The 13,740-nt window shown below is 62.0% G+C and carries 16 protein-coding genes; 8 read left to right on the top strand and 8 right to left on the bottom strand.

What is annotated here, in order from left to right; translation table 11 throughout:
* The first annotated feature begins 64 nt into the window (after positions 1-64).
* From OXG30_09220 to OXG30_09230, 3 genes are all read left to right on the top strand, one after another.
* Positions 65-364, top strand: a complete 300-nt coding sequence (locus OXG30_09220; protein ID MCY4135078.1) for an antibiotic biosynthesis monooxygenase — start codon at positions 65-67, stop codon at positions 362-364.
* Positions 365-435: 71 nt separating this feature from the next.
* On the top strand, positions 436-735 hold the full coding sequence (locus OXG30_09225; GenBank protein ID MCY4135079.1) for a putative quinol monooxygenase: 300 nt from the start codon (positions 436-438) through the stop codon (positions 733-735).
* 56 nt (positions 736-791) lie between these two features.
* Positions 792-1,781, top strand: a complete 990-nt coding sequence (locus OXG30_09230; GenBank protein MCY4135080.1) for a hypothetical protein — start codon at positions 792-794, stop codon at positions 1,779-1,781.
* Positions 1,782-1,787: 6 nt separating this feature from the next.
* On the opposite strand, the gene OXG30_09235 is transcribed toward OXG30_09230, so the two are convergent.
* Positions 1,788-2,570, bottom strand: coding sequence for an enoyl-CoA hydratase-related protein (locus OXG30_09235; GenBank protein ID MCY4135081.1), 783 nt, complete (start codon positions 2,568-2,570; stop codon positions 1,788-1,790).
* An 87-nt stretch (positions 2,571-2,657) separates the two neighbouring features.
* Between OXG30_09235 and OXG30_09240 the strand changes: the two genes are divergently transcribed.
* Positions 2,658-4,151, top strand: a complete 1,494-nt coding sequence (locus OXG30_09240) for a class I adenylate-forming enzyme family protein (GenBank protein MCY4135082.1) — start codon at positions 2,658-2,660, stop codon at positions 4,149-4,151.
* Here OXG30_09240 and OXG30_09245 read toward each other — a convergent pair.
* A complete protein-coding gene (locus OXG30_09245; GenBank protein MCY4135083.1) occupies positions 4,148-5,344 on the bottom strand; it encodes an acyl-CoA dehydrogenase family protein in 1,197 nt (398 codons plus the stop codon). The genes OXG30_09240 and OXG30_09245 overlap by 4 nt on opposite strands.
* A gap of 115 nt (positions 5,345-5,459) precedes the next feature.
* On the opposite strand from OXG30_09245, the gene OXG30_09250 reads away from it, so the two are divergent.
* From OXG30_09250 to OXG30_09260, 3 genes are all read left to right on the top strand, one after another.
* Complete coding sequence (locus OXG30_09250; GenBank protein MCY4135084.1) at positions 5,460-6,206, top strand: hypothetical protein; 747 nt, start codon at positions 5,460-5,462, stop codon at positions 6,204-6,206.
* Positions 6,207-6,373: 167 nt separating this feature from the next.
* A complete protein-coding gene (locus tag OXG30_09255; GenBank protein ID MCY4135085.1) occupies positions 6,374-7,312 on the top strand; it encodes a TIGR03619 family F420-dependent LLM class oxidoreductase in 939 nt (312 codons plus the stop codon).
* A gap of 198 nt (positions 7,313-7,510) precedes the next feature.
* Positions 7,511-8,161: an Abi family protein gene (locus OXG30_09260; GenBank protein ID MCY4135086.1), complete on the top strand. Its 651-nt coding sequence runs from the start codon at positions 7,511-7,513 to the stop codon at positions 8,159-8,161.
* Between the two features lie 138 nt (positions 8,162-8,299).
* Here OXG30_09260 and OXG30_09265 read toward each other — a convergent pair whose 3' ends face one another.
* Positions 8,300-9,490, bottom strand: coding sequence for an MFS transporter (locus tag OXG30_09265; GenBank protein MCY4135087.1), 1,191 nt, complete (start codon positions 9,488-9,490; stop codon positions 8,300-8,302).
* 57 nt (positions 9,491-9,547) lie between these two features.
* Between OXG30_09265 and OXG30_09270 the strand changes: the two genes are divergently transcribed.
* A complete protein-coding gene (locus tag OXG30_09270; protein MCY4135088.1) occupies positions 9,548-9,937 on the top strand; it encodes a hypothetical protein in 390 nt (129 codons plus the stop codon).
* Between the two features lie 8 nt (positions 9,938-9,945).
* Here the strand turns inward: OXG30_09270 and OXG30_09275 are convergent, their stop codons facing one another.
* The 5 genes from OXG30_09275 to OXG30_09295 form a co-directional block, all read right to left on the bottom strand.
* The gene (locus tag OXG30_09275; protein ID MCY4135089.1) at positions 9,946-10,341 is read right to left on the bottom strand and encodes a PIN domain-containing protein; all 396 of its coding nucleotides are present in this window, start codon (positions 10,339-10,341) and stop codon (positions 9,946-9,948) included.
* Positions 10,338-10,553, bottom strand: coding sequence for an antitoxin (locus tag OXG30_09280; GenBank protein ID MCY4135090.1), 216 nt, complete (start codon positions 10,551-10,553; stop codon positions 10,338-10,340). Before OXG30_09280 ends, OXG30_09275 begins: the two co-directional genes overlap by 4 nt.
* Positions 10,554-10,579: 26 nt before the next feature.
* Positions 10,580-11,488: an o-succinylbenzoate synthase gene (locus OXG30_09285; protein MCY4135091.1), complete on the bottom strand. Its 909-nt coding sequence runs from the start codon at positions 11,486-11,488 to the stop codon at positions 10,580-10,582.
* A gap of 68 nt (positions 11,489-11,556) precedes the next feature.
* Positions 11,557-12,309, bottom strand: coding sequence for a 2-succinyl-6-hydroxy-2,4-cyclohexadiene-1-carboxylate synthase (menH, locus tag OXG30_09290; GenBank protein MCY4135092.1), 753 nt, complete (start codon positions 12,307-12,309; stop codon positions 11,557-11,559).
* The gene (locus tag OXG30_09295) at positions 12,306-13,181 is read right to left on the bottom strand and encodes a thiamine pyrophosphate-dependent enzyme (GenBank protein ID MCY4135093.1); all 876 of its coding nucleotides are present in this window, start codon (positions 13,179-13,181) and stop codon (positions 12,306-12,308) included. The genes menH and OXG30_09295 overlap by 4 nt, the downstream gene beginning before the upstream one ends.
* Positions 13,182-13,740 lie beyond the last annotated feature (559 nt).

Here is a 13,740-nt window from a genome sequence, read left to right on the forward strand (position 1 = left end):
GATCGCACGATCCAGCCTCCCCATGGCTACGCTGAGGCCGCCCACCGGATCGTGAGGAGTTTGCATGATCGTCGTCGCCGGATCTGTTTCCGTTCCCGCCGAAAACAGTGAGGCCTTCACGGCCGCCGCCGCAGATATCTCGGCCGCATCTCGGACTCTGGAAGGCAACATCGACTATTGCATCTCGATGCAAGCGCCCGGAGAGTTCCGATTCCTGGAGATCTGGGAGACCGAGGAAGCCATGATGGCCCAATTCGCCGCACCCCATTTCGGCGCATTCCAAGTCGCAGTCGGCGAGCTGGGCATGGCTGGTATGGATGGCAAGAAGTACGAGATCTCCTCGGTCAGCCCGCTGTTCGGATAGCGACCCGATCACAAACCCCTCTGTCCCCATGGCTACGCTGTGACCGCTCATTGTCACTCTGAGGAGATCTCATGATCGTCATCGCCGGCACCGGCTCCCTTCCCCCCGAAAACACCGAGGCGTTCATGGCGGCCGCCAACGAGATGGCCGCCGCGTCTCGGGCTGAGGACGGCAACATCGAATACTGCTTCTCGGTGGAAGCGCCCGGAAAGGTTCGCTTCTTCGAGATTTGGGAGAGCGAAGAGGCCCTCGGTGCCCATTTCACCGCCCCCCACATCGCCGCCTTCGGGGCAGCCATCAACGAATTGGGCATCACCGGTATGGACGGCAAGAAGTACGAGGTTGCCTCGGTCAGCCCGCTATTCGGATAGGGCGCTAAGCCACCCCCGCCGTTAGGCGGGATTCAGAATCAGGCAGACTGAACACGGTGGAGGACTACTTCCAACAGCTTGTGCGCTCCTGGCGCAGCGTCACCTCCCGAACGGTGCGCGAGGCGGTAGCCGTGTTGCTGCTGTTGATCGTGGTGTTCGGCTCAGGGTTCTCCGCGCTCACGACGTATGCCGAAGTGGTGATATTCGACGAAGACCGCTTTGCCGAAGAGCTCGCCGGGATCTTCGACGATGAGGACGTCCACAAGGTGGTGGCGGCATCGTTTATCGCCACCACCGTGGAGATGGCCGATCTCCCGGTGACCCCCGCCGGCTCGGCTGGCGCCCAGCAGACAATCCAACAAGAGATCCCCCCAGTGGTGGGCGAATTGCTCACCGACCCGGCCAACGACCGGCTCCTGGAGCGGGCCGTGCGAGCAGCCCACAACGACGTGCTGGCTGTGGAGGGCGGCACGTTGGTGGCCAACCCGCCCGTACGATCTGTGCGAGTAGATCTGGAGCCGATCTTCAACCAGATGCTGGACCAGATCTCGGCCAACGAGGAGCTGGCCTTTCTGGGCACCGTGCCGCCGCCGTTCGACGCCGGCGCGGTGACCGTGCTCCAGCGAGCCGAGCCGGGAGACCGGTTTTGGGAGTTCCTCGGCCAGCTTCAAGACCGCCGTTCCTCCACCATCACCCTGATCTTGCTGTGCGGCATCGGGGCGCTGCTGATATCGCCGTCCCGTACTCGGGTGGTGTGGAGCATTGGCACTGGCATCGTGGCCATGGCCGGCATCTTGGGGGTGGGGATCTACGGGTCTAGGGCGCTATTGGCGGTGTTGATCGACAACTCCGACACAGTGAGGGCTGCCCAGTCGATCCACGAGGCCTTGCTGGACGATTTGAGCGGCCGGCTGATGGACATGGCCCTTATCGGGGTGTTGATGATTGTGGTCGGCGCCACCCTGGGCTGGCTCTGGCGCCGATTCGGCCCCACGCCCCCCGAGGAGAAGGCCCTGGCCATCCCCGATTCCAACCCGGGTGTGTGACCGCTCCTACGAGCCGGTGAACTGGGCCTTGCCGGGGCCGTTTTCTAGGAAACTGGCTACGCCGATGTGGGCGTCGTCGGTGTCGAAGCAGGCAGCAAAGGCCTCTGCCTCCACCTCTAGGGCCTCATCGAGAGGCTGGAAGTAGCCGTCGAGGATGGCTTGCTTGGCCAGGGTCGTGGCCGCGGGGCCGGAGGCGTAGCGGGCGGCCAACTTCACCGCTTCGTCGTACACCTCGTCGTCAGGATGGAGGGCGCTCGCCAAGCCGATGGCCACTGCTTCGGCGGCCCGCACGTTTCGCCCGCTGTAGATCAATTCCTTGGCCTTGGTGATGCCCACTAGGCGGCTCAGCCGCTGGGTACCGCCCCCTCCGGGGATGAGCCCCAGAAGTATCTCCGGCTGACCCAGAACCGCGCCTTCGCCCACCAGGCGGAACTCGGCCGCCATAGCCAGTTCACACCCTCCACCGAGGGCGTAGCCGTTGATGGCGCAAATGGTGATCTGGGGGAGGGACTCCAGCGCCCGGAAAGCGGCGTTGATCCGCTGGCTCAAGTCCCGGCCCCGGTCTACATCCATTCCCGAGAACTCGGTGATGTCGGCACCGGCGGCAAACACCTTCGGGCCGCCCCAGATCACCACCGCCCGAATGTCGGTGCGGCCGGCCAACTCGTCGGCGGCCTGTTGCAGCTCGGCCACAACCTGGGCATTCAGGGCGTTGACTTTGGGGCGGTCTAGCCGCAGGATGGCTACCCCTTCGGCCGCACCGGTCTCAATTCGCACAAACTCACCCATGACCACGCTCCTTGCTGTTCAGACTCGCCAACCGTATTCCTCCGGCAACGCGGGTACTCAGTCATCCCGAAATGGCACACTCAGGTGGTGTGGGCCGAAACCATCAGGGCATCGGGCAAGCGGTTTTCTCGCCGTGCGGCCTTGGTAGCAGAGGAGGGTTGGCCGGTCAGCTTTGCTCAATTCGACCGCCTGACCGATGAAGTCGCGGTTGGACTAGCCAAAAGGGGTGTGAGTCACGGAGAAGTGGTCGCCCTGTTGGTGCCCTCGTCGGTGGACTACATCGTGCTCTACGGGGCGTTGGCCAAGCTGGGAGCCATCACCGCCGGGGTGAGCAGTCGCTTGCCTGCCCCCGAGCGCTCTGTGCTGGTGAACGAGGTGGGCGGGGCCGACCGTGCCATCGCCACTGCCGCCATGGTGGAAGGCATGGGCATTGGCATCGACGTCATCGAGGTTTCGCTGGCCGACGGTCCCGACTCCGTATGCGCCGACCTACGGGTGGAGAACGAGGCCCCGGCACGGCTGCCTTCCGACGGCGACCGGCCGGTGGCGGTGGTGTTCACCTCGGGTACCACCGGCGTGCCCAAGGGGGCCACGTTCACCGACCAGATTCTGACCGACATAGCGATGGTGGACACCGGGAATGGCTGGGGAGAGGGTGGCCCCATCACATCGAACACCCAGATGGCCCACATCGGGGTGATGGGCAAGATCCCCGCCCAGTTCGCGGTGGGCACCACCCTCCATGTGATCGACAAGTGGAGCGCCACCGCGGTGCTCGACTCCGTGTCCCGCTACCAGATGCCCGCGGTGGGCGGGGTGGCGCCCCAGATCGCCCTCATGCTTCGCCACCCCGACTTCGACCAATACGACTTCTCATCGGTGAAACTAGTGGTGACCGGAGGTGCGCCTTCGCCCCCCGATGTGATCGAGGAGGCCCGCCAGCGATTCGGGGCCGACTGGACCCAGCGGTACGCCTGCACCGAGGGCGGCGGCATTGGAACCTTCACCTGGGTCGATGCCCCGATGGAGGAGATGCTCTACACCGTGGGACGGCCCCGGCCCGGCATCAAGGTGGAGGTGCGCGACCCCGACAGCGATCTGGCGGTGCCAGAGGGAACAGTCGGAGAGGTGTGCTTTCAGTCCCCCACCGTGATGGCCGGGTACTGGCGCAATCCGACCGCCACCGCCGAGGCACTGCGAGGGGGCTGGCTCCACACCGGCGACCAGGGCTGGATCGACGACACCGGCTGCCTACGGCTGGTGGGCCGTCGGGGCGAGGGCTTCCATCGCGGCGGCTATGTGGTGTTCCCGGTGGAGGCCGAGAAGGTGCTGGCCTGGCATCCCAAGGTGGCCGGCGTTTGCGTGGTGCCCCGGCCCGACGAGTTGCTGGGCACCGTCGGAGTCGCCGTAGTCATCCCCGCCGACCCCGCCGACCCTCCCACCCTGGAAGAACTGCGGTCCTTCGGCCAAGAGCACATCGCCGACTACAAGCTCCCCGAGCACCTCCGTCTCACCGAAGCATTCCCCCTAACCCCCATGTCCAAGATCGACAGAAGTGCATTGGAAGCCCAGGAGGCCTAGCGCGGCTCTCTCGGCAGTCCCAAAACTCCCTCTCCAACACTATTTTTCATCACCTCATCAGTACCGCCCCCGATACGCATCGCGCACGCTCCCAGCAGCAGCTGCTTCCATGCGTAGGTCCCCCACTCCCCGGTGTCGGCGCAGATACGGGGGCCAAGCAAACGGGCGATCATCGATGAAGCCCAGTTCATGTGTCGGGCGGTGGCGTACTTGGTTGCGGCCGGCGCCAGCGGGGGCTGCCGGTTGGCGTTCCATTCCACCAGTCGGTACCCGGTGTAGAGGCGGGCCAGGTCTTGGCGCACCACCGGGTCATCGGCCAACCCGAAGTGCTGAGCCAGTTGCACGACCTTCTCAGGAGCGGCCAGCCCCACCAGTCCGCTACCCCCGTAGCCCGCCCCTCTCGAGCCGATCGAGGCCCGTTCCGATTGCAATGAGGTGCGGAACACCGACCAACCGGTGTTGACGTCTCCCACCCGGTAGCGGTCGCCGATGCGGGCGTCATCGAAGAACACCTCGTTGAACTCCGACCCGCCGGTCATCTGCCGCAAAGGGCGAACGTCAGTACCTGGCGTGCCCATCGGATAGATGAAGGCGGTGATGCCCTGATGTTTGGGGGCATCAGGGTCGGTGCGGGCCAACAGCAGGCCGATGTCGGAGAAATGGGCCCGAGAGCTCCAAACCTTCTGGCCGTTGATCAGCCACTCGTCGCCATCGGCGATCGCCCGGGTGGTGAGGGAGGCCAAGTCCGACCCCGCCCCTGGCTCGCTCAGCAGTTGGCAGGCCAGGATCTCCCCCCGGTGCAGTCGGACCAGATACTGCTCCTTCAGCCAGTCGGAGCCGTGGGCCAAAATGGTGGGGGCCACCACTCCCAAAGAGCTGCCGAACATGGTCTGCGATGGCACTCGGTAGCCTGCCTCCAAGTCGAGGTAGACCCGCTCATACACCGGATCGAGGCCTCGTCCGCCGTACTCGGGCGGCCCGGTGATCCAGCCGAAGCCCGCCTCCCACATCTTGGCCCGCCACTGTTGGGCAGCCTTGACCGCGGCCTCTTCTACAGCCGGGCTCTTCTCGGCGTAGACGGTGATCTCATCGGAGCCGATTCCCCAGGTGAACTCATCCTGCACAACCCGCTCGGCATTGGAGTCCAAGAACGACCGCGCCTCGGCGGCAAACTCGGCAAGGGTTGGCGTCACACCACGAGTCTGGCCGTTGGCAGTGTCCTAGTTGAATGCCAGGCTCCGGCAGAGATATCCACAATCGACATCCTTGCCCCCCAAAGGAATGAGATGTAGTTTCAAAACAGGCAATATGAGCGGGTACCGGCTCATCGAGCCGGGCAGGAGAGACCGGGGGTTTGACATGTTGTCGTCATTGAGTGCTTTGCAGCGCGGAGGCGTGTACATCTTTTTCGGAGGGGTGGTATCCGCTGTCGGCAGGGGAATCAAGCCAGGGATACTGGTTGACAAAGAAGACTGGAACGACGTAGACGCCTTGGTACAAGCGATGGCCAATAACGAGGTTCTCGCCCATACATCGGCGGTCATGTATGCCTTCGGTCTGATGTTCGTCATCACCGGCCTCAACAGCATCAGGCACTTTGTGACCGACCAAGGCCTGGTGGGAGACATGGTTCGCGGCGGGACGCTTTTGGGAATGCTCTCCATCTTCGTCCTTGGCATGCTCGAGGGGTTTGACCATATGACGGTCAGAGTGCTGAACGACGGCATCGGCGGCGACAGCACGGAGATAGCCGTGGCTATGCAGTCGGCCAAGCTCGGAATCGTCTTGATCCTCTGGCCAGTGCTCTACGCAGCAATCGGAATTGCCGGCCTAGGCGGCACTCGCCTGTTGCCTGGTGGGATTCACCGAGCCGTACAGGGCATCGCCTCGCTGGTGATGCTGGCGACCGCAGTGCTGCTCCTCATGGCCGCGTCGCTGGAGTCCAATGACTTCTGGATGGCGATCAGCACCATCACCGCCATTGTCCTGGCAATCTGGACCCTTACGTTGAGCCATGCGTCCTACAAGGGCATGGTGTCTGCTTCGACTTCGTAACCGCTTGATCATCACGACAGTTCTGGCTTCGGCTGACGCAAGCTGAAGCCTCGAGGGCCTGATCGTTTGAACAACCTCGATGGCGCAGTGGCCGGAGGGGGTGGCCGTGTCCACCCACTTGCCGGTCGCTGCGCCATTTGGGCCTTTGATCGGCTAAGCAAGACGCCATGACTGCGCTGCTCTCGATCCAACTCCGCAATTTCACCGCTGCCGACCCCGGTCCAGGGGGCTGGCAGCCCGCATTGGATTTGGCCAAAGCCGCCGATGCCGCCGGGGTGGACAAGGTCGTGGTCAGCGATCACGTGGTGTTTGGTGAGAACTTGGAGGCCTACGGTCGAGCTGAACTGGGCGGCATGGCCGGTGGTCGCCAGCCCACCGGTCCCGACGGGCACTGGCTGGAGCCCACCACCCTCCTCACCGTGGTGGGGGCCATCACCAGCAACCTCCGGTTGGCCAACAACATCCTTTTGGCCGCGCTGCGCCGCCCGGTGATCCTGGCCAAGCAGCTGGCCACCCTCGACGTGCTCACTGGCGGCCGGGTGGATTTGGGCGTCGGTGTGGGTTGGCAGGCCGAAGAGTACGAGGCCGCCGGTTTGGACTTCGCCGAACGGGGCCGCCAGCTCGACCACACCCTGGCAGTGTGCCAGGCCCTGTGGACTTCGTGTCCAGCCGACTTCAGCGATGACCGGCTCGAATTCTCCCGTATCTACATGCAGCCCCAGCCGGTTCAGCCCGGAGGAGTACCGGTGTGGGTGAGCGGCACGCTCAATGCCCGGTCGATGCGCCGACTGGCCCGATTCGGGGGCGGCTGGATCCCGTGGGGCGATGACATGGGCGGCGACATGGCCGCCAACATCGCCCAGATGCGGGAAATGGTGGCTGGCTATGACCGCGACCCATCAGGCATCGGCGTGGTGGGTACCCTGCCTCTAGTGCGCACCGACGACGGCATCGACCTGGCCGCCACCATGGACGGCGTCCCCCCTCTCGCCGAAGCCGGCGTCACCGACTTCCGAGCTCACCTCGCCATCCCCTCCGACCCCGCCACCGCCCACGACTACCTAGCCGAAGTAGTCGCCGCCTTCCGCCCCGCCGTAGGGCGCTAGCCGCACCAATACACATTCAGCCCCGGTAGCCTCCAATTGGCTGCCTGACGGTGCCCATCGCGACCTCCCGGTCGCCCCCACTTCCCCCCACCAAGACGTAACCCCGGCCGTTTGCCGAAGCAGGGACGGTTCCGGGGTTTAGATAAGTGAGGGTACCGGGTGATGCCCAGACCGTCAACGTTCAATCCCGCGATCATCTTGGAACGACTGACCATCGACCAGCTGGGGTCATACCTCGAAGACTGCGACAACGACCTATGTCGGGCACTCGATCTCTACGCCTGGAACGCCCAAATCGCTGCTGCCTTCCTCGAAGATCTCGGTCGCCTCGAAGTCGTGCTCCGCAACCGCTTCGACGCAGCACTGACCAAACTCTCCTTGTCGGCTGAGTTGTCAACTCCCTGGTTCAAGCAGACTTCCATGTTCCCTGGAAAAGGCAGCAGGCACATTCTCAAGGTGATTGCAAAAGCAGAACGACGGGCTACGAAAAGCGGAAAACAGCCGTCAAGCCAGGACAAGGTGATCACTGAACTCGGATTCGGCTTCTGGAGATTTCTCTGCTCACCGCGCTATCACACCACGATGTGGGTTCCCGCTCTTGCGGCCCAGTTCCCGAATCACCCCTCATTTGGAAATGCGGCCCAAATACGGGCAGATGTTGAGTCCCGTATGAGACAACTTCATCACCTCAGAAACCGAGTCGCTCATCACAAGCCCATCCATCGCCGGGAGTTGGTCAACGACGCCGCGATGATCTTCGAACTCGCTCAATGGATGTGCCAGCACACCCATACCTGGATGGTAGGGCTGTCCCGCATTCCCGATGTTCTGGTCTCCAGGCCAGCGTGACGATCACCCAGCCTGCTCAACCTGGGAAAGTCGTTGCCCAGATCTTGACAGCCCCCTATGATTACTTCCCTAGACCCCGGAACCGTCACTGCTTCGGCAAACGGCCGGGGTTACGCCTTTCTGGAGCAAATGGCCGATTCAGCCAGGTGCTGATCTGAACGCGGGTTCGCGGTCGATGTAGGTGCGGACGAGGGTGACGAAGATGAGCATGGCGGCGGAGAGGGCGGCGGCCCCCCACAGGACAAGACGGGTGTTGCCGACGGCGAGCAGGCCCGCCACCACGGCGGGGCCGCTGACCTGGCCGATGCGGATGGCGGTACCCCAGGCGGCCACCATCACGGCTCGGTGCTCTTCTGGGGCCAGCGAGGCGGCCCGGCTTTGCAGCGGGACCACCACCAGCTGATCGGCCGCCCCCAACACCAGTACGGGGGCGATGATCACCGCCAGTGAGGGTGACAGCGCCATTCCGGTCAGGCAGATCACGAAGCCGATGTAGCCGGCCCGCACCATCGTCGAGATGGAATGACGACTGGCAATGCGTCCCATGCTCAGCGCAATCAATCCGGCTGTCACCGCGGGCAGCGACTGGATCAAGCCCCGAATCCCGGCCGAGGCTCCGAACTCGTTCTCCAGGTGGATGGGCATGGTGGTGATTCCGACGGAGAAAAAGACCAGGAATGTGAATGGCGCCACTAGCAGCAGCACTCCTACTTCCCGCTGCATGAGGTGGGGGCGAGCCTGGCGGAGTTGGTGGCGCAGCGGCTCGGGGGTCCGCCGCTCATCGGGAGGCAACAGGGTGGCCGCGAACAGGGCCAACAAAATGGTGAAGGCGTGCAGGGCGAATGGGCCCCGCCAGCCGAACAACTCGGTGAGCAGGCCTCCGGCGGCGGGCAGCAACGCCACACTCAAGTTCATCGACAGGGCGTTCTGGCCGATGATCCGGGTGCGCTCCACTCCCTCGTAGTTGTCGCCGATGATGACCAGGGCGAGGCTCAAGAACCCCGATGAGCCCAGACCCTGGATGAATCGGAAGGTCAACAGCATGGCCAGGTTGGTGGAGGCCATGATGACCAACCCGCCCAGGCCGAAAACCAGCAGGCAGGGCACGATGATCCGACGACGTCCGTAGCGATCGGCGGCCACCCCGATCACCGAGGCCATGAACAAGCCGGGGGCGTGAGCGGTCATCAAGATGAACACCGAGGTTTGGTCGGAGATGCCGAATGCGTCGGCAATGTCGGGGATGGCCGGGGCAATGGTGGCGTTGGGGAGGATCACCGCGGCGCCGATCAACCACACCACCACGAGCTGCGACCGCCGGAGTCCCACGGCTTGACGGTATTGCCCCACCCCAACCACCTTGCACTCGAGTGGCATGATCTGATCGTGGAGTTGGTAGCGGGCCGAAGAGCCGAGAGCCTCCGCAAGGTCGCGCTCCTATTGGCGGTGGTGCTGCTGGTTGCGGGCTGCACCACCAAGACCGAGGAGCTCCCTCAGGGGCCGCCCCGGGAGATCCGCATCATCAACAACGTGGAGGTGGGCGACGACGACCGTAACCTCACTGTTCGCTACTGGGGCACGGAGTGCGAGGAGTTCAGTGACTCAGAGGTCAACTACGGCATCACCCAAATCAAGATCACCATCTACGCCCTGGTCACCACCGAGGAGTGCCAGCGCTCCGGCTTCCAACAAACCGCCGATATCACCCTCAACCAACCCCTGGGCAACCGCATCATCATCGACGCCAATACCGACACCGTTGTTTACGAGCCTTAGCGATCCATCTAGGTCGGGATCAACTCAACGCTGTGGCCGTGAAGAGCCGCCAGGCCTTTGTCGAGTGTCACCAGCGATCCGCCAAAATATGAGGCCAGCTCAACCAGGTACGCATCCGTCACCTGCCGGTGGCCGATGACGCCGGACATCATCGAGACCTCGTAGCCGATCTCATCGGGCCAAAAGACGTGCTGGCGAAGTTCAACGATCTGATGGAGCGCCCCTAGCGCGGCCTGAGTCGTCTCTCCGGCTCTCAGGAGATATCGAAGGAGAGTTCCCTGGGTAATCGGACAGGTCGCGAATTGGTCGTTTCTGGAGTCGAACCAATCCCACGCCTGATCGTGGTGGACATGTTCAGAAATCGTCAGGGCAATGAGCACATTGCCGTCGAGCAACGCTGTCATTCATCTTCCAGCGAGCGGACGTCCTCGGCGGTAACTGGTCGACCCACACTAATGATCGGCCAGCCGGAACGAGCAGTCTCTGGGGCAGCCTGGGATGAGATACCCCGGCGGATGAACTCAGTCAACACCTCGCTCATGGTTTTGCGCTGCTGATGAGCCAATTCACTGGCGAGAGTGTGGATGTCATCAGGCAGATCCACCGTTGTTCGCATCACTGCATCATAACATCACTTCATCATCAATCGTCGAGGTTGATACCTATTGGAGCAGGGCTGTGAGGTGGGAGGGGGCATTGACCGTGGGTAACGAGCGGAAGTTCGGCGATGTCTTGCATGAACAGGTGAGGGGTGATGGTGCCGTGGATTTGAGGAGGACCAGGGAGAGCGGCGGCCACACTCAGGGCGGCGTGCTGACCAATGGCCGAGTCGAAGTAGTTGGTGACGACCACCTTGCGGCCTTGGTCGATCCAACGACGGGCAGCAGCGTAGGCGGTGCGGGGGCCGCCCAAGGCCATGGGCTTGACCACCACTACAGCAATTGATTCGGGAATCTGGGTCTCGGCTGAGCTCAGGCTGTCGTCCACCGCCAACGGTATTGGCGACCGGGGCGCCACTTGGGCCAGAGACTCGATACCAACCACTGGCTCTTCGACATACTCGACGTCGTATTGCTCCAACCGGGCCAACGCTTCAACCGCTTCCTCTGTGGTCCAGGCTCCATTGGCGTCGAGCCGCAATCGGGTGTCGTCGCCGACGGCGCCACGCACCGCGGCTACCGAAGCCACATCCTCTTCCAAATCAGACGCTCCCACCTTCAGCTTCACCGCGCGGAAGCCGGCGGCCACCGCGGCCGCCGCGGTATGGGCATCGCTGACCAATGCATTGAGCTCAATTGAGTCGGCCACCGCTCCGCCAGCGGCCAACACCGCAGCTTGAGTTTGTCCCGTACGCCGGGCCTCTAAACCGAGAAGGGCCAACTCCACAGCACCGTGGGCGAACCGCTCATTGGGCAAGTCATCGGGATCGGGATCACCTGCCCATTGCTCCAGAGCACGTCGAGTTGCCGACAAGTCGGTGCCGGGCCATCCGGACAAGGGCAACGCTTCGCCCCAGCCAGTGACACCACCGTCGGATACCTGCACCAACATGCCATCTCTTTGGGTGATGGCTCCCCGGCTGGTTATCACCGGAAGGCGAAGTTTGAGGGAAATCTCTCTTAACTCGACACGCATTGGATCACCGCGGCGGCGGTCAAGTCGGGAGCTTCCAAGTGGGCGGCGTGGCCAGCGTCGGGAATCAAACAGACAACGGCTTGGGGAATTTCCGCGGCCATTTCTTGGGCAATGCCGACGAACTTGGCGTCGTCGACGCCAGCAATAAGCGCGCAGGGCATGGCCAGCTCCCTTAGGCGGCAGCCGACGGGCTCCACCGCTCCAGCCCCCATGCCCCGCAGACTGTGAGCCAAACCCCGCGGATCGCAGGCCAGCCGCTGAGCCCGAAGCTCAGCCCGCACTTGGGCCGACAGCCGTTGCTTCTGAGTATCGAATAGCGGCTGGTCGGCCCAGTAGTCGGCGAACCACTCGATGCCCTCTGACTCAATCCGGTCGGCCAGCGCTTCGTCGGCGGCGATTCTCCCAGCCCGCTCGTCAGGATCATCAATCCCGGCTCGGACACCGATGAGAGCCAACGAACCCACCCGGTCGGGATGGGCCAGCGCGAAGTGCAGCGCCACCCGACCGCCCAACGAGTAGCCCACCAGGGCGAACCGCCCCAGATGGGAGGTAGCCGAAACCAGACCGGCTACCGCCGCGGCCATGGTGTAGTCGTTGGGATTGTCGGAGACCGGCCCCAATCCGTGGCCGGGAAGGTCGAGAGCCAACACCGGGTCGGGCAGTCGGCTAGTAAGCGGGGCCATGGCCGAGGCCGATCCGGTGAAACCGTGCAGGACCACGGTGGCCGTTGTGCTCATTCGGTGAGATCAGAGAGCTGCTGGCGCTGCTTCATAGCGGCATCGTGGTCTATCGGAACCTCGATCACCGTCACTCCCGAAGCCTTGGCGATGGCAACGGCCAGTTCATCGGCCTGTTCGATCTGGTGATAGTGAATGCCCAGTCCATTGGCCAGATCGCGGAGTGAAACGCCGTGAGGGGTGTGGAACAGTTCTTCGAAGTGAACGTCGGATCCACTGTCGGCCAGCGGGAGCAGCGAGAAGATGCCGCCGCCGTCGTTGTTGGGCACCACCACGGTGAGATCGGCCCCCGACAGGGATGCGGCCAGCAGCCCCCCGATGTCGTGGAGCAAGGCCACATCGCCCACCAGTGCAGCCACGGGCTGGCCCATGGCCAAGGCTGCGCCCAAAGCCGATGAGATCACCCCGTCGATGCCGTTGGCCCCCCGGTTGACCAGCACCCGCCGGGGCAGGGCGTCGGAGGGCCAGAACGACGTCACGTCTCGCACCGGCATGCTGCTGGATGCATACAACGTCACTTCTGGGGGCAGTGCCCGCAGCAGGGTGGCGGCCAGCAAAGGCTCTAGCAAGCCCCAAGAGTCTGTGATCTCGATCGTATGACCAAAGGCGTTCTTGACCGGCCTAACCCGCCCCAAACCATCCAAGACCGCCTCTACCCGATCCCACGAGTCGGCAGCCGCTTCGATCCAACTCACCGCCCAGGCATCATCGGCCGAGGCAATCTGCCCAGCAGCCGCACCCAGCAGAGCCACTGGATCGGACGCCAGCGCGGCTGTCCATCCGAACGAAGGATCCTCCCAGCGGCGGCGGGAATCCACCAATAGCCGATCGGTCGCCCCGTGCAAACAACTGGGGTCAACCTGATTGTTCAAACAGCCAAGAATATTGTCACGTTACAGTTATTAAATGTTACTGACAATAATGTCAGTAAAGATGAGAAGGAAAACTTAAAAAGAATTTTTGCAAATAATAATTTTACAATTATAGTGTAGTTAATCTTTCCAATATATATTTATACACATATACATACATATGTACATAGCTAGTAAATAATATTGTAGTTGGTAGTAAGTTTTTTAGTTGCAAATATTCAATAGGGTTTTTTCCTTACTTTTGAGGTTTTTCCCTACATAAAAATGATTTTATCTGTTATTAATCTTGTATTCTTTACTATTTTATTCTATAATTATGTTAGTGTGTGTTGTTTCCCTTTAACATTTTGCTATGTAGCTACGTATGCATATGTACAATATATTTATATACTAATAAAACTGTTGAACTTAAAGGAGTCACTTGTATACTGTATAGAGGGAAACTTGGCCAAATTCATTCAAAAAACACATTTGGCTAAATAAAGTATACTGTATGGTGGGAAATTTTCGGAAGGGAAAAATTTCAAAAACTTAATGTCCAAAGCTATTTCGGAAATAA

The sequence above is a fragment of the bacterium genome, assembly GCA_026708015.1.
Taxonomy (GTDB): domain Bacteria; phylum Actinomycetota; class Acidimicrobiia; order Acidimicrobiales; family Bin134; genus Poriferisocius.

Coding starts and splice junctions, on each gene's coding strand:
- OXG30_09250 (MCY4135084.1), top strand. CDS start 5,460: ATGAGCGGGTACCGGCTCATCGAGCCGGGCAGGAGAGACCGGGGGTTT.
- menH (MCY4135092.1), bottom strand. CDS start 12,309: ATGAGCACAACGGCCACCGTGGTCCTGCACGGTTTCACCGGATCGGCC.
- OXG30_09280 (MCY4135090.1), bottom strand. CDS start 10,553: ATGCGAACAACGGTGGATCTGCCTGATGACATCCACACTCTCGCCAGT.
- OXG30_09220 (MCY4135078.1), top strand. CDS start 65: ATGATCGTCGTCGCCGGATCTGTTTCCGTTCCCGCCGAAAACAGTGAG.
- OXG30_09235 (MCY4135081.1), bottom strand. CDS start 2,570: ATGGGTGAGTTTGTGCGAATTGAGACCGGTGCGGCCGAAGGGGTAGCC.
- OXG30_09285 (MCY4135091.1), bottom strand. CDS start 11,488: ATGTTGGTGCAGGTATCCGACGGTGGTGTCACTGGCTGGGGCGAAGCG.
- OXG30_09225 (MCY4135079.1), top strand. CDS start 436: ATGATCGTCATCGCCGGCACCGGCTCCCTTCCCCCCGAAAACACCGAG.
- OXG30_09255 (MCY4135085.1), top strand. CDS start 6,374: ATGACTGCGCTGCTCTCGATCCAACTCCGCAATTTCACCGCTGCCGAC.
- OXG30_09275 (MCY4135089.1), bottom strand. CDS start 10,341: ATGACAGCGTTGCTCGACGGCAATGTGCTCATTGCCCTGACGATTTCT.